Raw genomic sequence first — 18,269 nt, forward strand, 5'->3', positions numbered from 1 at the left:
CTTCGCGATTAACCCAGGGTTTCGACCAGGCGATGCATCGCCTCGGCCGTCGATTCACTGTCGGAGACGAGCGCAAGGCGGATATAGCCCGCACCCGGATTGGAACCGTCGTTCTGCTGGCGCGCCAGGTAGCTGCCGGGAATCACGCGCACGCCGGCGTCGCGATAGAGCCTGACCGCCGCCGCCTCGTCGCCGCCGCGCTCGGAGACGTCGAGCCAGACGCAGAAGCCGCCGGCGGGGCGCTTGTAGCCGTAGCGGTTGCCGAGGATCTGGTCGGCGAAATCGAACTTGATGCGATAGAGCCTGCGATTCTCCTCGACATGCGCCTCGTCGCTATAAGCGGCGACCGCGACATGTTGCAGCGGCACCGGCACCTGCGGCGCGGCGACATTGCGCAGCTCGTGGAATGCGGCCAGAAACTTTCTGTCGCCCGCGGCGAAGCCGACGCGCATGCCCGGCAGGTTCGAGCGCTTCGACAGCGACTGGAACGCCACGACATTGCTGAAGTCGGGACCGGCGCATTCGAGAATGCTGCCCGGCGCCTCGCGGGTGTAGATCTCCGAGTAGCACTCATCGCTCAGGATGACGAAGCCGAAGCGATCGGCGAGCTCTTTCAGCCGCATGAAATAAGCGCGCGAGGCGACCGAGCCCTGCGGGTTGGCGGGCGAGGCGATGAAGAACGCCACGGTGCGCGCCAGCGTCGCCTCGTCGATCGAATCAAGATCGGGCAGGAAACCGTTGCCGAGCGTGGTCGGCAGGTAGATCTGCTCGCAACCGGCCGCGCGGGCGCCGGCGCCATAGGCCGGGTAGAACGGGTTCGGCATCAGGATCGCCGGCCGTCCCTTGCGGGGCGCGACGTAGCGCGAGGCTGATATCGCGGCAAAGAACAGCCCCTCGCGGCTGCCGTTCAGCACCATCACCTCGCTCTCGGGATCGACCGGCCGCGGCAATTGGAACCGGCTTCCCAGCCAGGTCGCGACGGCGCGGCGGAATGGTTCGATGCCCTTGGCGATCGGGTAGCGGCCGAATTCGGCGGTATGCTTTGCCAGCACCGGTCCGACGAAATCGGGCACCGGGTGCTGCGGCTCGCCCAATGACAGCGTAATCAAGGGCTTGGCAGGTTGATACGGCGCCAGTAGCTCGGTCGTGCGCAGGAAAGGGGAACGCTCGGCCTGGCCGGCGGATGCGACATCGCCGGCGCCCTGCGCCAAGCCGGATGAGGCGGTCATTGCCATGATTGAAATGCCAGCACTTTCACTGCGGTCGGAGGGTAGGGGCGCCGACCGTAAACCGATCAAGTCACCATAGATAGGGCGAGGTTAAGACGCGATTAACCATCGGTGGCGCGGCACGATCGGCCGGCGCGTGCTATCAGCGCTGACCCTAGAAAACCGTATCGAAATTGCTCCGAGACATGATCCACCGCCGCGCCGTCAGGGCGCTCATCATCACCGGCGAGCGCGAAGTGCTGCTGATGCGGATTCGCCCGCCGCACGGCGGCGACTGCTTCTGGATCGCGCCGGGCGGCGGCGCCGAGGGCGACGAGACGGCGGAAGCGACGCTCGCTTGCCGATATCCTCGAACGCTATTTCCGCAACGGCGCGCCGGCCGAATTGCCCGCCGAGGAGGTCCTGATCGACTGACAGGGCTCGAGCATCGTAGCCCGGATGAAGCGAAGCGAAATCCGGGGGCCGCTTCGTCCGCGGATAGGCCAGACCCGGATTGCGCTGCGCTCCATCCGGGCTACGCACCGATGCGGGGCGGCTACCGCGCCGGCAGCTTCTCGAACGACGGCTTGCCCTCGGGCAGGTGGTGGAAGGTCTGCTTGTCGCAGGTGTAGATCGTCATCTGCGGGGTGAATACCGAGGGGTCGTCGAAGGTGCCGACCTTCAGGATGGTGGCGGGCAGGCCCGGCACCTTGGTCACGAGATGCGTGCCGCATTCCGGGCAGAACTCGCGCGTCACGGCGCGGTCGAGATCCTTGCGGGTGAACTGCTTGGGCTCGCTGGCGGTGTATTTGAAGCCGGTGGTCGGCATCGCCATGAACATGTTCGGTCCGCCGCCCGTGATGTACTGGCATTCGCGGCACAGGCACTGCGCCGCCATCATCGGCTCGCCCTCGGCCTCGTAGCGCACGTTGCCGCAATAGCACCTGCCTTGCACCTTCATGACGTCCTCCCGTTTTCGTTGTTTGTAGCCTGTCATTCCACAATGGCAGGCAATTCCGACAATATTTTCTCAAGCCGCGGAAAAAAGAAAGGGGCCCCAGCTTGCGCTGGAGCCCCTCAACGGCCCGGACATTGCCGGGTATGTGTCCGGACCGTAGTTCTGGGAACGACCGCTTGGGGAGGTCGCGCCCCGGGAGAACCCAAATTAACGGCCCTCAAGGGCCGTTAATTTTACATGTTGTAGGCGCGCTCCGTGTGCTCGGTGATGTCGAGGCCTTCACGCTCGGTCTCGACGTTGGCGCGCAGGCCGACGATCACGTCGACGATCTTGTAGAGGATCGCCGAACCGATGCCCGACCACACCAGCGTGGTGCCGACACCCCAAACCTGCGAGATCATCTGCGCCGCGAAGTCGTAGTCGGCGACCTTCGGCGGGATCGCGGTGTAGTCGATGATCCCTGCACCGCCGAGCGCCGGGTTGACCAGGATGCCGGTGCCGAGCGCGCCGACGATGCCGCCGACGCAGTGGACGCCGAACACGTCGAGCGAGTCGTCATAGCCGAGCGCGTTCTTCACCACCGTGCAGAAGAACAGGCAGACCACGCCGACCACGAGGCCGAGCACGATGGCACCCATCGGACCGGCGAAGCCGGCCGCCGGGGTCACCGCGACGAGGCCCGCGACCGCGCCCGACAGCGCGCCGAGCAGCGAGGGATGGCCCTTGATGATCCATTCCGCGAACATCCAGGACAGCGCCGCCGCGGCGGTCGCCACGAAGGAGTTGGTCATGGCGAGCGCAGCGCCGCCATTGGCTTCGAGGTTGGAGCCGGCGTTGAAGCCGAACCAGCCGACCCAGAGCAGCGAGGCGCCGATCATGGTCATGGTCAGCGAGTGCGGAGCCATCAGCTCCTTGCCGTAACCGGTCCGCTTGCCGATCAGCAGCGCGCCGACCAGGCCGGCGATACCCGCGTTGATGTGCACGACGGTGCCGCCCGCGAAGTCGATCGCACCCTTCTTGAAGATCCAGCCGGCATCGGCGTTGATCTCGTCGAGCTTGGCCTGCGCCGCGGTCTTGGCCGCACCGTCAGCCGCGGCGGCGAGCGCCTTGGCGGCATCCTGGATCGCGTCCGGGCCCGGCCAGTACCAGACCATGTGCGCGATCGGGAAGTAGATCAGGGTGACCCAGAGCGGGATGAACAGCGCGATCGCCGCGAACTTCATGCGTTCGGCGAAGGCGCCGACGATGAGGGCCGGCGTGATCGCCGCGAAGGTCATCTGGAAGCACATATAGACGAGCTCCGAGATGTTGGCGTCGACCGAGAAGGTCGCCGCCTTCGAGTCCGGCGTGACGCCCATCAGGAAGGCCTTGGAGAAGCCGCCGATGAAGTCGGAGCCGCCGGTGAAGGCGAGGCTGTAGCCGTAGAGGGCCCAGAGCACGGTGACGAGGCAGACCGTGTAGAACACCTGCGCCAGCACCGAGAGCATGTTCTTGGAGCGGACCAGGCCGCCATAGAACAGCGCGAGGCCGGGGATGGTCATCAGCAGCACCAGCACCGTCGAGGTCAACATCCAGGCGTTGTCGCCCTTGTTGACGGTCGGCTCGGCGTAGGCGGCGGTCGCGGCGAACAGGCCGACTGCAAGGGCCGCAAGTCCCGCGCCGTAGGGACGCTTGAACGTCATGTTATTTCACTCCTGAGGTCTTAAGGTTTGAGCGCGAAATCAGAGGGCCGCGGCATCGGCCTCGCCGGTGCGGATGCGCACGGCGTGATCGAGGCTGATGACGAAGATCTTGCCGTCGCCGATCTGACCGGTCTTGGCGGCGGAGGTGATGGCGTCGATGGTCTTGTCGACCTGATCGGAATTGACCGCGACCTCGATCTTGATCTTGGGCAGGAAGCTCACGGCATATTCGGCGCCGCGATAGATTTCCGTGTGGCCTTTCTGGCGGCCGTAGCCTTTGACTTCCGTCACCGTGAGACCGTGAACGCCAATGGCGGTCAGGGCGTCACGGACCTCTTCGAGTTTGAATGGCTTAATGATCGCCATAACAATTTTCATGAGTCCTATCCCCGCTTGGGCCCGGTGCGAATGAACACCGGGAGTTTCGACTGAGGTTCACCACGCGGAGGACATCCACTACGCGGGCACAGCCTGGACCCTTAGAATCAAATGCCGTGCCAAACGGCCGGAGTTCGCTAATGGATTATGAATCCGGACCTTTTCCCGCTTTGCGGGAGGGAGGTGCCCCTGCGCTATTCCGCCGCGCCTAAAATATGGTCAGGCCTGTCTAGAACGCAGGCACGGCCAACTCCGAACACAATTCTGCTCAGCCACAGTGCAGGGTACGGTATCCAGACACGGCTGCCAGGCTGTTCCGCAGCCTGCGACCATCCTCGATCGGGACGTCGATTCGCGAGCCTGCCGGACGGATTGCGCCGAGGGAATTTGCCGTTGGGCTTCATCGGCTTGCCTGAATTCCCGCCCCCGGGACGTGACCTGCGCCGAGATCCGCGAAGACAAGCGAAGCCAGTGGCGGGCATCATCGCCGCGCCGTTCTGCGCGGGGCCGACCAGGGCCGTATGCGGCAAGCGCGCCAAGACGGTACAAGTCCCGCACTTTCGGCAGTGTTCGTTACCGAACGTTAGCCGTCCGCCACGTTGCATTTCCAGCGTTAACGCTGCCGATGCTGGCGGTGCGCTATTGGCCGTCTTTATACGTACTTCAGTGACAGGTGGGCCATCATGATTGATCGTATCCGCGCGCTGCTCGAGCAGCAGCCGATGATTTCGCTGGATTTCAGCACGATCACCGACGACACGAATCTCTATGACGCAGGGCTGACATCCTTCGCCACGGTGCAGGTGATGCTGGCGCTTGAGGAAGAGTTCAACATCGAATTTCCCGAAGCGATGCTAACGCGACGGACCTTCTCGTCGCTCTCCAACGTCGCGGACGCCGTTTCACGGCTTACACAGCAGGCGGCGTAACACCATGAGCGTGGTGAGAATGATAGAGCCGGTGCCGGCCTCTGCCGACACGCCGGCCGAGCGCATGCGTCGGGTCGCCAAGATCGCCGCGCAGCAGGTCGACGCGGTTGACCGCGAGGGCCGTTTTCCGGCCGACACCATCGAAGTATTGAAGCGCGAGCGCCTGCTCGGCGTCGCGATCCCCGTCGAGCATGGCGGGGAAGGATTGGGCACGATGGAGATCGCGGATCTCATCGTCCAGCTCGCTCAGGCGTGCGGCTCGAGCGCCATGATCTACGCCATGCATCAGATCAAGACGTCGAGCTTCGTCAGCCACGGCGGCGCCAGCGACTGGCATCTGGCCTATATGCGTCGCATTGCAGCCGAGCAGTTGCTGATGGCCTCCGCGACCACGGAAGCCGGCATCGGCGGCAATTTGCGCAATTCGATCTGTGCGGTCGAAGTGGCGGACGGCCGTTTCTCGCTGACCAAGGAAGCGACCGTCATTTCCTACGGCCGCCATGCCGACGCAATTCTCGCCACGGCGCGGCGCGCTCCGGACGCCGCAAGCTCCGATCAGGTGATGGTTGTCATTCCCGCAGACCTGAACCGCACGCTGGAGCGCACCTCCGTATGGGACACGCTCGGGATGCGCGGCACCTGTTCGGACGGTTTCCATCTTGTCGCGCACGGTGACGCGGCGCAGATCTTCCCCAAGCCGTTCTCGGAGATCGCGGCGCAGTCGATGCTGGCGAGCTCGCATATCTTCTGGGGCGCGACCTGGTTCGGTATCGCCACCGATGCCTTCAATCGTGCGCAAGCGTTCGTCAAGGCTGCGGCGCGCAAGCAGGCGGATGGAAGTCTCCCGCCGGGCGCGCTACGGCTCGCCGAAGCGGCCGCCCTGCTTCAGGAGATGAAGGGTCATCTCACGGCGGCCATTCACCGCTTCGATGCGGCCAAGGGCAATGACGACGCGCTCTCCTCGATCGGCTTCACCGCTGAGATCAACGCGCTGAAGGTCGCCGCGAGCGAGAAGGCGGGGGCGATCGTGCGGCTCGCCATGCAGATCAACGGCATCGTCGGCTACAAGAACGGCACGCCGTTCAGCGTCGGCAGGCATCTGCGCGATGTGAGCTCAGCGCCGGTGATGATTTCGAACGACCGCATTCTTTCCAACACCGCGACGCTCCTGCTGATGAGCCGCTTTGATACCAGCCTGAGAGGTTGAGATGGACGCCAAGACGTTCGATGCCACGAGCCTGCTCGACACTCTGTTCGACAAGAGCATCCTGTTCAGGACCGGAGTAGACGGGCTTTATGGCCGCTCCGGCGTTTTCGAAGACGTGATCGAGCACTTTGAGCGGCTCGTGACCAGCATCGGAGCGCCGGACAAGGCAACCCGCATCCACTTCCCGCCGGGCATGAGTCGCGCCACGCTTGAAGGCAGCGGTTACATGAAGAGTTTCCCGCAGCTTGCGGGCTGCGTGCATTCCTTCATGGGCGGCGAGCGCGAGCATGCGCAGCTTCTCGGCATGATGGCCGCGGGAGAGGACTGGACCGAACTGCAGCGGGCGACGAACGTGGTGCTGACGCCGGCCGCCTGCTACCCGCTCTATCCGACCGTCGCCGCGCGCGGTCCGGTGCCCGACGACGGTGTCCTGTTCGAGCTCTCCTCCTATTGCTTCCGCCACGAGCCTTCCAAGGATCCGGCGCGCATGCAGCTCTTCCGCATGCGCGAATTCGTCCGCATCGGGACGGCCGAGCAGGTGTGCGCCTTCCGCGAAAGCTGGCTGGAGCGCGGCAAGGCGATGATCGAATCCCTCGACCTGCCATGCGAAGTTGACCTCGCCAACGATCCGTTCTTCGGCCGCGGCGGCAAGATGATGGCCAACAACCAGCGCGACGAAGGACTCAAGTTCGAGCTGCTGATCCCGGTGACCAGTATCGAGAAACCGACGGCCTGCTTGTCCTTCAACTACCATCGCGACCATTTCGGCCAGACCTGGGGCTTGAAGTTCGCGGATGGCAGCCTGTGCCACTCGGCCTGCGTCGGCTTCGGGCTGGAGCGCGTGGCGCTCGCGCTGTTCCGCCATCACGGCCCTGACGTCGAGGCCTGGCCGGCTTCCGTGCGCGAGACGCTTTGGAGCGACTGATTTGGGGCAACTGAAATGAAGAGCGCCATCGCCGGGCTCGATCCGGCCGCCCACAAGCCGCACTGGTTGCACGATCCGGAGCGGCGATGGCCACAGACCAACTGCTATGTCGATCTGCTGATCGAGGTGATGCATGCGACCGGGAATGACCCGGTCGCGGCGCTCGGCTTCACCGTCGCGCAGGATTTCGAAGGCGACCAGTTCACGTTCTTCAAATTCCCGACGGCCGACCTGCAGCGATTGGCCGGCCTGGATATCCAGGAACTGTCCGTGTTCGATCGCCTGGAGACGCATGTTCTTAATCAGATCGAGCGCGGGCGGCTGCCGCTGGTCGAGGTCGATGCCTTCCATCTGCCCGACACCAAGGGCATCACCTATCGCACCGGCCATTCCAAGACGACGGTCGGCATCAACGTGCTCGTTCCCGGGCGCCGCCACATGGCCTACTTCCACAACGACGGCTACTTTGCGCTGGACGGCGAGGACTACGACGGCATTTTCGGACAGCGCGACGGCGCGCCGGCCGGCGGCCTGCCGCTGTTTCCTTATGCCGAGTTCGTTAAATTCGACGCCACGCGCCCTTCGCGCGATCCGGTCGGTGCGGCTACCGAGATCCTCGCGCAGCATCTGCGGCGGAGGCCGAAGCACAATCCGCTCGACGCTTACGCGGCCGTGTTCGGCCGCCATGCCGAGGTGCTGGCCGGCCGGTCACCGGAGTATTTTCACGTCTACGCCTTCAACACGTTGCGGCAGGTGGGCGCCAATTTCGAACTTCTCTCCAGTCATCTGGAATGGCTGGGCCGGCACGGCGAGACCAGTCTCGCTGAGGCGATCGAAGCCGCCGCGGCGATCGCCGAGGGCGCCAAGGTCATGCAATTCAAGCTCGCCCGCGCCATGGCCCGGCATCGGTTCGATGGACTCGCGGACGGCATCGGGCCGATGGCCAAGGCCTGGCAAACGGTGATGGACGCGCTGGACGGTCGTATGACGGATCTCGCCAGTAAGGCAGCATAGGACTGGCTTGCCGGTTATGGGAATGCGTGTGTGCACGGACACTTTTGTGTCGACGACCGAGACGGCCGAGCTCCTGGACAGCGGCTGGCGCATGGCCGTCTCGCCGGCCGGCGCGTGGGCGTCTCCAGCGGCGGTCGACGGCGGTGCCGAATGGCTGGAGGCGGCGTGCCCCGGCACGGCCGCAGCTGCGCTGGAAGCGCTTGGCCGCTGGGACCGCAACCATCCCGCTCCGCTGCACGACCAGGACGTCTGGTATCGTCGCCGGCTCGATGCCGCAGGACCCGTCCGTCTTGTATTTGACGGCTTGGCGACGGTCGCGGAGGTCTGGCTCGACGATCGCCTCGTGCTGTCCTCGACCTCGATGTTCGAGCGCCATGATGTGGCCCTGACGCTTGCCGGCGGCGAGCAAGTGGTCATCGCATTCCGCAGCCTCAAGCGCCATCTGGAAACCCTGACCGGTCCGCGTGCGCGCTGGAGGCCGCGCATGATCGACGATCAGCGGCTGAGGCTCGTGCGGACCACGCTGATCGGCCATATGCCGGGTTGGTCCCCGGGCTTCGACATCGTCGGACCGTGGCGGCCGATCAAGCTGATCCGCGAGACCGATCGTCAAGCCGTGCGCGATGTGCAGATGCGGGCCGACCTCGCCGGCACGACAGGGCATCTTTCGGTCACGGTCACGCTGGTCGAGCCGTTGGACGGCACTCCGGCCATGATCGCCTGTGCGGGCGCTGTCGCCGCGTTGACGGCCGAGACAGACACGCAGCTGACGGCAAGGCTCGATATCGCGAACGTTGCGCCATGGTGGCCGAACAGCCATGGCGAACCGGCGTTGCACGAGGTCGTCCTGACGCTCGGCCCGATGCGAATTGCACTCGGCCGCATCGGCTTCCGGCACATCGAGATCGATCGTGGCGCCGACGGCCGCGGCTTTCGGCTGGTTGTCAATGGCGTATCCGTCTTTTGCCGCGGCGCGGTGTGGACGCCGTCCGATCCGGTGCGGCTGCCGTCCTCGCGCGCGGAAGTCGCGCGTGACCTCGATCTTGCACGGCGGGCCGGGGTCAACATGTTCAGGGTCGGCGGCACGTTCGTCTATGAGAGCGACGCATTTCACGAGCTTTGCGACGAGATGGGCATCCTGGTCTGGCAGGACCTGATGCTCGCCAATTTCGACTATCCGGCGAAGGATGAAGCCTGGCAGGCGTCGCTCTCGCGCGAGGTCGGGAATCTGCTCGGGCGGCTCAGGCATTCGCCGTCACTCGCCGTTCTGTGCGGCGGCAGCGAGGTGGCGCAGCAGGCGGCGATGATGGGCTTGCCGATGTCGATGGATCCGACGCCCTGGTTCGACAAGGTGGTGCGCCCCATCGCCGAAGCGCAGCGTCCCGACGTGGTGCTTGTGACGTCATCGCCATCCGGCGGCAACCTGCCGTTCACGACCGATGGCGGGCCGACGCATTATTACGGGGTCGGTGCCTATTGCCGTCCGCTGGATGACGCGCGCCGGGCCGAGGTGCGCTTTGCGAGCGAATGCCTTGCCTTTGCCAATGTGCCTGACAAGGCAACGCTGGATGCGCAACTGCCTGTGCCGCCGGTGCACGATCCGCGCTGGAAGGCGGGTGTGCCGCGCGACGTCGGCGCCTCCTGGGACTTCGAGGATGTGCGCGAGCATTATCTGGAGGCGCATTTTTCCGTCGACGCGCGCCGGCTGCGCACCGAGAATACCAGTCGCTATCTCGAGCTTTCCCGTGCGGTGACGACCGAGGTGGTGGAGCGCACCATCGACGAATGGCGCAGGCCCTGTTCGCTGACGGCCGGAGCGCTGCTGTTCTTCTGGAAGGATTTGCGGCCGGGCGCGGGCTGGGGCGTGGTCGATTCGACCGGCCGGCCGAAACCCGTCTGGCACGGGCTCAGGCGGGCGTTTGCCCCGCTGCGGCTGATCCTGAGCGATGAGGGCGTCAACGGGCTGACCGTCCATGCCGTCAACGATACCGCGAAGACCGTCCAGGCGACGTTGTCGCTGACCTGTCTGCGGGACGGCGTCACGCCGGTGGTGTCGGCGCGCCGGCCGATCAGCGTGCCGGCGCACGGTGGCCTGTCGCTTTCGGCCTTCTCGGTGCTCGGCGCCTTCTTCGATATCTCCTACGCCTATCGCTTCGGGCCGCCCGGACATGAAGTCACCGTGGCAAGGCTGGAGGACGATGACGGGAAGGTCCTTGCCGAGGCCTTCCATGTGCTGCCGGATGTCATGACCGCGCGGCGCGACGTGGGCCTGACTGTGAGTTTGGTGCGCCACAAGGACGCGTGGCGGCTGCGGCTCGCCTGCAAACGCGCGGCCTATCACGTCTCCATCCAGGACGATCTGTTCGTTCCAGGGGAGAACAATTTTCACCTGATGCCGGGCACCGAGCGGGAGGTCGGCCTTGACGGTCCGCATGTGGCGACGCCTGGCGGCACAGTGACGGCGCTCAATGCCGATCGCGACATGAGCTACGAGGCGCCCAGAGCGGAAGAATTGGAAGTCGGGCGGACAAATGAGTCCGCCGGGAGCATGACATGAAACCAGTTGTCTTTGCCGATACCATCGGCTGGCTGAACGAAGCGAAGGGAAGGCGGGGTGTCGTCATCGCCGGCGCGCATGGTCATGAGGATCTGTGCAGTCGCCGGTTCCTGAAGCTGTTGTCCGACAAGGCGGCCGCGGCGGGCCTGCCTACCCTGTTGTTTGATTATCCCGGCTGCGGCAACGCGGCCGGCGACCACGCGGCGCCGGGCCAGGTGATGGCCTGGACTGCAAGCATCGGCGCGGCGATCGACCGGTTGAAGCGAGATTGCGGCGTGGAGGATGTCATCCTCGCCGGCTTCCGGCTCGGTGCGCTGCTGGCCCCGCTCGCCGCGGTGGGACGCGATGACGTGGCGGGCCTTGCTTTGCTGGCGCCACCGGGTTCCGGCAAAACCTATGTGCGCGAAATCACCGCGATGTCGCGCGTGATCGATGGGGCACTCGCCAACAGCGCCGCAAGCGACGCGACGTTCGCCGAGGGACGCGAGGCCGTCGGCTTCCGGCTTTCGCATGAGACGCTCGCCGATCTGTCGATGCTGGATTGGCGGCGGGCCGTCGCGGCCCTTCCGCCCATGCCGACGCTTTTGATCGCGAATGGACAGCCGTTGGCAGTCTCTGAAATCCGCGATGGCCGGACTTCGGTCGAAAGCACGACGATCGTGCAGTTCAAGGACTATCATCTGCTCATGTGCGACCCGACCGCGAACCGGATTCCGGCCGACGTTGTCGGTTGCTGGACGGACTGGCTGTCCGATCGGGCCGTCGCCGGCGCGGTTCAGCGCGTCGAACCCTTGCCCGGCCGCGAGATACTGGAGGGGTCGCACTACACGGAAGAGCCGGTTGTGATCGGGCAGGCGTCATCGATCTGTGGCGTGCTGACCCGGCCGCGTGTCAGCCATGCTGCGGCCGATCCGGTCATCTTCCTCAACTCCGGCGGCGTGCCGCATGTCGGCTGGGCACGCGGCACGGTCGAGGCGGCGCGCGAGCTGGCGGCCGCCGGCGTGGCGTCGCTGCGCATCGACCTGCCGGGCATCGGCCTGAGCGACGATGCTGCGAGCGATCGTCTGTTCCTCTATGATTCCAGCACCCGCCTCGACGTCAGTGCGGCGATCGACTGGATGCAGCGGGCGGGCTTTGCCAAGGTCGAGCTTGTGGGCACATGCTCGGGCGCCTTCCAGGCCCTGCACACTGCGCGCGCGGACCGCCGCGTCCGCGCCCTGACCATGATCAACCCGCTCTGCTTTGCCTGGAACAGTTCCTACGCGCTGGAGCTGACGGCCTGGAAAGCATACGAAGCCTCCAAGGCGAATCGCGGAAGCCAGCAGCAGATCGGTCCGGCGGAGGGGCCTGCGATGACGACCAGGTCCGCCTGGAAGCTGTCAGTGTCAGATAGCGCCAGGCGGCTGGTGCGGCGCGGATTGGAAGCCGTCAAGTCGACGTTGTCGGCGACGCATCCGTCAGCCCTGCTTGGTCGTAACCGCGTCGAGCGCTGGATGCGCGAGCTTTGCAGTCGCGACGTACGCGTCCTCATGGTCACCTCGGACGGCGATCTCAGCCTGCAGGAGATCGCACGCCATTTCGGCCAGGACGGCAAACGGCTCACAAGCATCCCTGGCGTGACGCGGCTGACGCTGCCCAACGCCGACCATTCGCTGACGCCTCGTTCCGCGCGGCGCACTGTCGTCGCGCGCCTGATCGATCGCCGCGGCGGCAAGCGTGGAGGATCGATCGGTCCCGATGCCGCGCCGGCCATCGCGCCGCACACCGAGCTGAAGCGTAAATCGATGGCGCTGTCATGAAGCGGTGCGGCCGCTCTAGTGTCCCGAATCCGAAGTTCGCATCATTCGCCGCACCTTCGGGACGAACTTCGGATTCGATAAGGACACTAGCGAACTTATGATTCTAGTGTGCTTTATGAATGCGAAGTTCGTGAAGGTGGTTGCCGCGAAATCGCACGAACTTCGTATTCAGCACACTAGCGACCGATATCAGCGCGGCACCGGATCATACCTTAGGCGGCGTCGCGTTCGGCGAAGACCTTGTCGATCAGTCCCCATTCGAGCGCCTGCTGCGCGGACATGAAGTGATCGCGATCCAGGGTGCGTTCCACGTCGGCTTCGGTGCGCCCGCAGTGCTGCGCATAGAGCCGGATGATGCGCCGCTTGGTCTCCTGCATCTCGGTGGCATGGATCAGGATGTCGGACGCCTGGCCCTGGAAGCCGCCGAGCGGCTGATGCACGTGGAGGCTCGCATTCGGCAGCGCGGCGCGGTGACCGGGCTCGCCGGCCATCAAAAGGAACGACCCCATCGAGCGCGCCGTGCCCATGCACAGCGTGTGCACCGGCGCCTTGATGAACTGCATGGTGTCGTACATCGCAAGCCCGCTGGTGATTACGCCGCCATAGGAGTTGATGTAGAGGTTGATCGGCTTGTTGGGGTTGTCGGCTTCGAGGAACAGCAGCTGGGCGCAGACCAGTCCGGACATCGCATCATTGACCTCGCCGTTCAGGAAGATGATGCGCTCGCGCAGGAGCCTGGAATAGATGTCGAAGGAACGTTCGCCGCGGCTCGACTGTTCGATGACCATAGGGACGAGTTGCATCATGTCGCGCATCGGCGACCTCCATTGCTGCAGGTGATGAAGTCTCGGTAGGTGAGGTTGGGGATCAGGCCGCGCGCATCATTGCGCGGTTGTTGCTGTTGGCCGGTTGCGGCTGCTTTCCCCTGATGTCGCAGGCTTGCTGGATGATGCGAAAGCGGGTGCCGCCGGCCTCGTTCGGCTCGATCCGGAAGGTGACATGGCTTTCCCGAAACGGCGGCTCGGACTCGCGCAGCCGGAAGCGCACCTCTTCGCCAGCGATCGATGAGAGGGGTTCAGCGTCCGCGAGATCGCAATCCGGCAGCCAGCGTTCGCGCAGGGCCGGAATGGTCACCGCGCGCCACACTTTTTCAGGCGGTGCATCGAGCTCGTATTCGAGCACCAGGTCGGCGTCGGCATGATCAGGCTCAACTGTGTCGCTCATTGATCCATGTCCTTCAGCAGATCGGAGAGCGCTTCGATGCGCTTCGGCCAATAGGCGCGGTAGCGGGCGAGCCAGGTCCCGATGCTGGCGATGCCGTCCGGGTCGACCTCATAATTCACGAAACGGCCCTGGCGCTGCTCGCGCACCAGCCCTGCCGCGCGCAGCACCGCCAGATGCTGCGACATCGCCGGCTGGCTGATCTCAAGTCCGTCGCGCAAGGCGCTGGCGTTCAGGCTGCCGCCGGCCAGCTTCTCAAAGACCTTGCGGCGGGTCGGATCGGCCAGCGCCTTGAAGATGTCGGTGTCGACCATGGCTACACATAAGCACGCACTTATGTGTTGCGCAAGCCTGAATTATCCACGTGCCGTGCGCCGGGACGTCGCGGCGCTCGGATACTTTGCATGGGGTTGTTTTGCGAATTCGCGCTCGCGGCGCCCATCGTGTCCAGGCGAAACGAGCTCGGCTGCTACTGCAGCGCCTCGCCATGCTGCGAGATGTCGAGACCTTCGAGCTCCTGCTGCATCGAGACGCGCAGTGGGACGAAGGCGCTGACCAGCTTGAGCAGCACGAAGGTGACGCCGCCGCACCAGACAAAGGTGGCCGCGACGCCGTAGAGCTGGATCAGCAGCTGCTTCGGATTGCCCTCGAGCAGGCCGGACGTGCCGCCGATCGCCGATGCCGCGAACACGCCGGCAAGCAGCGTGCCGGTCAGGCCGCCGATGCCGTGCACGCCGAACACGTCGAGCGAGTCGTCATATTTGAAGCGATGCTTCAGCCAGGTGCAGGCCCAGAAGCAGACCAGGCCGGCAATGATGCCGATGATGACGCCGTGCCACGGCGCGACGAAGCCGGATGCCGGGGTGATGGTGCCGAGCCCCGCAACCGCACCCGAGATCATGCCGAGCACCGACGGCTTGCGGCGCGTCGCCCATTCGATCGCGCCCCAGGTCAGCGCGCCGGCGCAGGCCGCAAGATGGGTGGCGGTGATCGCCATCACCGCGCGCGAATTGGCCGCGAGCGCGGAACCGCCGTTGAAGCCGAACCAGCCGACCCAAAGCAGGCCGGTGCCGACCACCGCGAGCGACAGATCGAACGGCGAAAGATTATCATGGCCATAGCCGTGGCGGTTGCCCATCACCTTGGCCGCGACCAGGCCGCTGATGCCGGCGGAGAGATGCACCACGAGACCGCCGGCGAAATCCAGCACGCCCGCCGATGCGAGGAAGCCGCCGCCCCACACCCAATGCGCCAGCGGCACATAGGCGAAGATGAACCAGCCGATCGAGAACAGCACATAGGCGGAGAACCGCATGCGGTCGGCGACCGAGCCTGCGACCAGCGCCACCGTGATGATCGCGAACGTCATCTGGTACAGCATGAACAGCGCTTCGGGGATGGTCTTCGCCGCCGGATTGATGCTGTCCATGGTGATGCCGGCCAGGAACCAGCGATCGAGCGAGCCGAGCCAGGGACCGTCGCCGACGAAGCTCAGCGAATAGCCAAAGGTGACCCAGAGGATCGAGACGAGCGCAACGGCGGTGAGGCTTTGCGCCATCGTCGCCAGCACGTTCTTCTTGCGCACCATGCCGGAGTAGAACAGCGCCAGTCCCGGGATCGTCATCATCAGCACCAGCGCGGTGGCGACGATCATCCAGGCGGTGTCGGCGGCGTTGATGCCGGAACTGGATGCCGAGTCTTGCGCGAAGGCCGGCGTGGCCTGCGCGAGCAGGATTGCAGCAGTGATCGGCGCAGCTGATATCGCTGCACGAAGAGCTCGTGCCCCCATCATCATTCCCCGGCGGTCGTCGTTTCTTGGCGTGTGGTTGTGGCGAGCGCCGGCGTCGTTGCCGGCGATGATCTCGATAAAGCTCAGAGCGCGTCGTTGTCGGTTTCGCCGGTGCGGATGCGCAGCGCGTGGTCGATCGGCGTCACGAAGATCTTGCCGTCGCCGATCTGGCCGGTGCGGGCGTGCTGGGTGATGACGCTGACCGCCTTGTCGGCGAGCTCGGTATCGACGGCGATCTCGATCCGAAGCTTGGGCAGGAAGTTCACGACATATTCGGCGCCGCGATAGATCTCGGTGTGACCCTTCTGGCGGCCATAGCCCTTCACCTCGGTCACCGTCATGCCGTGGACGCCGATCGCGGTCAGCGCCTGGCGCACCTCATCGAGCTTGAACGGTTTGATGATCGCGACGACGAGTTTCATGGTTCAGGCCTTTATTCCCTTGAGGTTTTCCGTGTGCGCCCATCCCCGGAGCGGAACTTGCCGTCCCGCGAGCCGGCACCTGCTGCCTCCCGGAGCGGCAATTTGCCATCCCCGGGGCGGCGTTTCGCGTCCGCCAAATCTGGCAGCTTTCTGGGCAAATGGCATAAAAAACTTGCAGATTGAAGCGGAAAACATGCGCAGCGCGTGAGGTCCCTCACTGTACGGATTGGAAACGCTCCGCCACAATGTGGCTTTCCCGCCCCGGCCAGCGGTCTTGCTGGTTCGTTTCGCCTATCGCGTGTCCCTGTGCGCGCCCCGAGGAAACAAGAAATGTCGAACCGAAACTGGTTTTATGCATCCGAAGGCCAGCAAAAGGGCCCCCTGCCTGAAACCCAGCTCCGCGACCTGATCACCCGGGGCATGGTGGGGGCCGACACCTTGGTGTGGACCGAGGGCATGGCCGGCTGGCAGAAGGCCGGGGAAATTCCGGGCCTCGTCCCGAGTGCCGGCGCGCCGCCGGCATTTCCGCAGGCCGGCGGACCGCCGCCCGTGGTGGCGTCCGGAAGCTATAGCGGCGGCGCACTGTCCGCCGACTTCCCGATCTGGGGCCTGTTCGGCCGCAGCCTCTTGATGTTTATCGGCCAGATCCTCGTCATCCCGGCGCCGTGGACCGCGACCGGCCTGTACCGCTTTGCGATCCCCTATATCCGCGTGCCGGGCCGGCCGCATTTCGCCTTCACCGGGCAGCCGCTCGACATCTGGTGGGTTTTCATCGTGCTCGGCCTTCTGACCTATGCCGGCGCGGCCAACAGCAACATCGTAACGCTGCTCTCGCTGCTGCTGCAGGGCTTCCTGAGCTGGATGATCGTGCGCTGGATCATCGGCCATCTCAGCTCGAGCGGCCAGGACCTGCCGATCTCGTTCAAGGGCAGCCCGGTCGCCTATGTCGGTTGGTACGTGGCGATGGTGGTCTCGGCCATCACCATCATCGGCTGGGCCTGGGTGCTGACCGCCTGGATGCGCTGGATCTGCCGCAACATCGACGGCACACGCCGCGAGGTCAGCTTCAATGCGTCCGGCATCGAGGTGCTGTGGCGAACCATCGTGTTCACGATCGCCTGCGGCTTCCTGATCCCGATTCCGTGGGTGCTGCGCTGGTACGGCAACTGGTTCGTCTCGCAATTCGCGCTGACCGAGCGCGGTGCCTACGCCGGCCAGTAAGCGCGATCGCATCGTGCCGACCGGCTTTGTTCGAGCGCGAGCGCTACGCCTTTCGCTCGCGCACCGAACCTTCTTGCGCGACGGACGCCACCAGCGTGCCGTCGGGCTTGAAGATCAGGCCGCGCGTCAGGCCGCGGCCCGACTGCGCGCTCGGCGAATCCTGCGCGTAGAGCAGCCATTCGTCGGCGCGGAACGGGCGGTGAAACCACATCGCGTGATCGAGGCTCGCCGGCATCATGCGCTTGTCGAACAGCGTGCGGCCGTAGCGCGCCATCACGGCATCGAGCAGTGAGAAATCCGACGCATAGGCGAGCGCGCACAGATGCAGCGCCGGATCGTCGGGCAGCTTGGCGGCGGTGCGGATCCAGACATGGATGCGGCCGTCGTCGATCTTCTGGCCGAAATAGCGGCCGAGCTCGACCGGGCGCAGCTCGATCGGCCGGTCGCTCTCGTAATAGCGGCGGATGAACTCCGGCATCTCCTTGAACATCGGCTGCTTCGACACCTCCTCCGCGGTCAGCTTCTCCGGCGGCGGCACGTCGGGCATCTTCTCCTGATGATTGAAGTTGCTCTCTTCCTCGGCATGGAACGACACCATGATGGAGAAGATCGCGTTGCCGTGCTGGATCGCGGTGACGCGGCGCGTGGTGTAGCTCTTGCCGTCGCGCAGCCGCTCGACCTGATAGATGATCGGGATCTGCGGATCGCCGGGTAGGATGAAGTAGCAATGGATCGAGTGCGGCAGGCGGCCCTCGACGGTGCGGCAGGCGGCCACCATCGCCTGGCCGATCACCTGGCCGCCGAACACCCGCTGCCAGCTCGTCTTCGGGCTGTTGCCGCGGAACAAATTCACTTCGAGCTGCTCGAGATCGAGGATGGACAGCAGGTCGATCAGGCTCTTGGACATGGATGGCCCCGGAATGACGATTGGGGCTGTTAGCCGCCCTTGTTTCTAAACT

Annotated in this window: 18 protein-coding genes; 8 read left to right on the top strand and 10 right to left on the bottom strand. The window is 65.0% G+C overall.

From position 1 onward, the window contains the following. Nucleotides 1-8: 8 nt before the first annotated feature. The gene (locus tag XI02_RS01165; RefSeq protein ID WP_172646186.1) at nt 9-1,235 is read right to left on the bottom strand and encodes an aminotransferase class I/II-fold pyridoxal phosphate-dependent enzyme; all 1,227 of its coding nucleotides are present in this window, start codon (nt 1,233-1,235) and stop codon (nt 9-11) included. 239 nt (nt 1,236-1,474) lie between these two features. Between XI02_RS01165 and XI02_RS44965 the strand changes: the two genes are divergently transcribed. After that, a complete protein-coding gene (locus XI02_RS44965) occupies nt 1,475-1,840 on the top strand; it encodes a hypothetical protein (RefSeq protein ID WP_244981102.1) in 366 nt (121 codons plus the stop codon). Here the strand turns inward: XI02_RS44965 and XI02_RS01175 are convergent. From XI02_RS01175 to XI02_RS01185, 3 genes are all read right to left on the bottom strand, one after another. Next, nucleotides 1,765-2,169, bottom strand: coding sequence for a GFA family protein (locus XI02_RS01175; RefSeq protein WP_016841439.1), 405 nt, complete (start codon nt 2,167-2,169; stop codon nt 1,765-1,767). The genes XI02_RS44965 and XI02_RS01175 overlap by 76 nt on opposite strands. A gap of 230 nt (nt 2,170-2,399) precedes the next feature. Then, on the bottom strand, nt 2,400-3,848 hold the full coding sequence (locus XI02_RS01180) for an ammonium transporter (RefSeq protein WP_016841438.1): 1,449 nt from the start codon (nt 3,846-3,848) through the stop codon (nt 2,400-2,402). A 39-nt stretch (nt 3,849-3,887) separates the two neighbouring features. Next, the gene (locus XI02_RS01185; RefSeq protein WP_026192063.1) at nt 3,888-4,226 is read right to left on the bottom strand and encodes a P-II family nitrogen regulator; all 339 of its coding nucleotides are present in this window, start codon (nt 4,224-4,226) and stop codon (nt 3,888-3,890) included. Nucleotides 4,227-4,909: 683 nt separating this feature from the next. Between XI02_RS01185 and XI02_RS01190 the strand changes: the two genes are divergently transcribed. The 6 genes from XI02_RS01190 to XI02_RS01215 are packed head-to-tail and all read left to right on the top strand — an operon-like array spanning nt 4,910 to nt 12,657. Then, the gene (locus XI02_RS01190; RefSeq protein ID WP_016841436.1) at nt 4,910-5,155 is read left to right on the top strand and encodes an acyl carrier protein; all 246 of its coding nucleotides are present in this window, start codon (nt 4,910-4,912) and stop codon (nt 5,153-5,155) included. Nucleotides 5,156-5,159: 4 nt separating this feature from the next. Then, on the top strand, nt 5,160-6,362 hold the full coding sequence (locus XI02_RS01195; RefSeq protein WP_244980871.1) for an acyl-CoA dehydrogenase family protein: 1,203 nt from the start codon (nt 5,160-5,162) through the stop codon (nt 6,360-6,362). 1 nt (nt 6,363) lies between these two features. Then, the gene (locus XI02_RS01200) at nt 6,364-7,287 is read left to right on the top strand and encodes an amino acid--[acyl-carrier-protein] ligase (protein WP_172646185.1); all 924 of its coding nucleotides are present in this window, start codon (nt 6,364-6,366) and stop codon (nt 7,285-7,287) included. A gap of 15 nt (nt 7,288-7,302) precedes the next feature. Continuing rightward, the gene (locus tag XI02_RS01205) at nt 7,303-8,301 is read left to right on the top strand and encodes a DUF1839 family protein (RefSeq protein WP_172646184.1); all 999 of its coding nucleotides are present in this window, start codon (nt 7,303-7,305) and stop codon (nt 8,299-8,301) included. A gap of 46 nt (nt 8,302-8,347) precedes the next feature. Then, nucleotides 8,348-10,858 carry a glycoside hydrolase family 2 protein gene (locus XI02_RS01210; protein ID WP_172646183.1) on the top strand — a complete coding sequence of 837 codons (2,511 nt, stop codon included), beginning with the start codon at nt 8,348-8,350 and terminating at the stop codon, nt 10,856-10,858. Further along, nucleotides 10,855-12,657, top strand: a complete 1,803-nt coding sequence (locus XI02_RS01215; RefSeq protein ID WP_172646182.1) for an alpha/beta fold hydrolase — start codon at nt 10,855-10,857, stop codon at nt 12,655-12,657. Before XI02_RS01210 ends, XI02_RS01215 begins: the two co-directional genes overlap by 4 nt. Nucleotides 12,658-12,869: 212 nt before the next feature. On the opposite strand, the gene XI02_RS01220 is transcribed toward XI02_RS01215, so the two are convergent. From XI02_RS01220 to XI02_RS01240, 5 genes are all read right to left on the bottom strand, one after another. Next, nucleotides 12,870-13,472, bottom strand: a complete 603-nt coding sequence (locus tag XI02_RS01220; RefSeq protein WP_172646181.1) for an ATP-dependent Clp protease proteolytic subunit — start codon at nt 13,470-13,472, stop codon at nt 12,870-12,872. Between the two features lie 52 nt (nt 13,473-13,524). Next, the gene (locus tag XI02_RS01225; RefSeq protein ID WP_069279103.1) at nt 13,525-13,881 is read right to left on the bottom strand and encodes an SRPBCC domain-containing protein; all 357 of its coding nucleotides are present in this window, start codon (nt 13,879-13,881) and stop codon (nt 13,525-13,527) included. Continuing rightward, nucleotides 13,878-14,192, bottom strand: coding sequence for a helix-turn-helix transcriptional regulator (locus tag XI02_RS01230; RefSeq protein ID WP_016841428.1), 315 nt, complete (start codon nt 14,190-14,192; stop codon nt 13,878-13,880). The genes XI02_RS01225 and XI02_RS01230 overlap by 4 nt, the downstream gene beginning before the upstream one ends. Before the next feature lie 155 nt (nt 14,193-14,347). Beyond that, nucleotides 14,348-15,667, bottom strand: a complete 1,320-nt coding sequence (locus XI02_RS01235) for an ammonium transporter (protein ID WP_172648979.1) — start codon at nt 15,665-15,667, stop codon at nt 14,348-14,350. Nucleotides 15,668-15,750: 83 nt separating this feature from the next. Beyond that, nucleotides 15,751-16,089: a P-II family nitrogen regulator gene (locus XI02_RS01240; protein ID WP_016841426.1), complete on the bottom strand. Its 339-nt coding sequence runs from the start codon at nt 16,087-16,089 to the stop codon at nt 15,751-15,753. A 330-nt stretch (nt 16,090-16,419) separates the two neighbouring features. Between XI02_RS01240 and XI02_RS01245 the strand changes: the two genes are divergently transcribed. Next, nucleotides 16,420-17,310 (top strand): DUF4339 domain-containing protein, encoded by an 891-nt coding sequence (locus XI02_RS01245; RefSeq protein ID WP_016841425.1) that lies wholly within the window; start codon nt 16,420-16,422, stop codon nt 17,308-17,310. Between the two features lie 43 nt (nt 17,311-17,353). Here the strand turns inward: XI02_RS01245 and tesB are convergent, their stop codons facing one another. Continuing rightward, nucleotides 17,354-18,217: an acyl-CoA thioesterase II gene (gene tesB, locus XI02_RS01250; protein WP_016841424.1), complete on the bottom strand. Its 864-nt coding sequence runs from the start codon at nt 18,215-18,217 to the stop codon at nt 17,354-17,356. Between the last annotated feature and the right edge of the window lie 52 nt (nt 18,218-18,269).

Source organism: Bradyrhizobium sp. CCBAU 21365, assembly GCF_015291305.1.
Taxonomy (GTDB): domain Bacteria; phylum Pseudomonadota; class Alphaproteobacteria; order Rhizobiales; family Xanthobacteraceae; genus Bradyrhizobium; species Bradyrhizobium elkanii.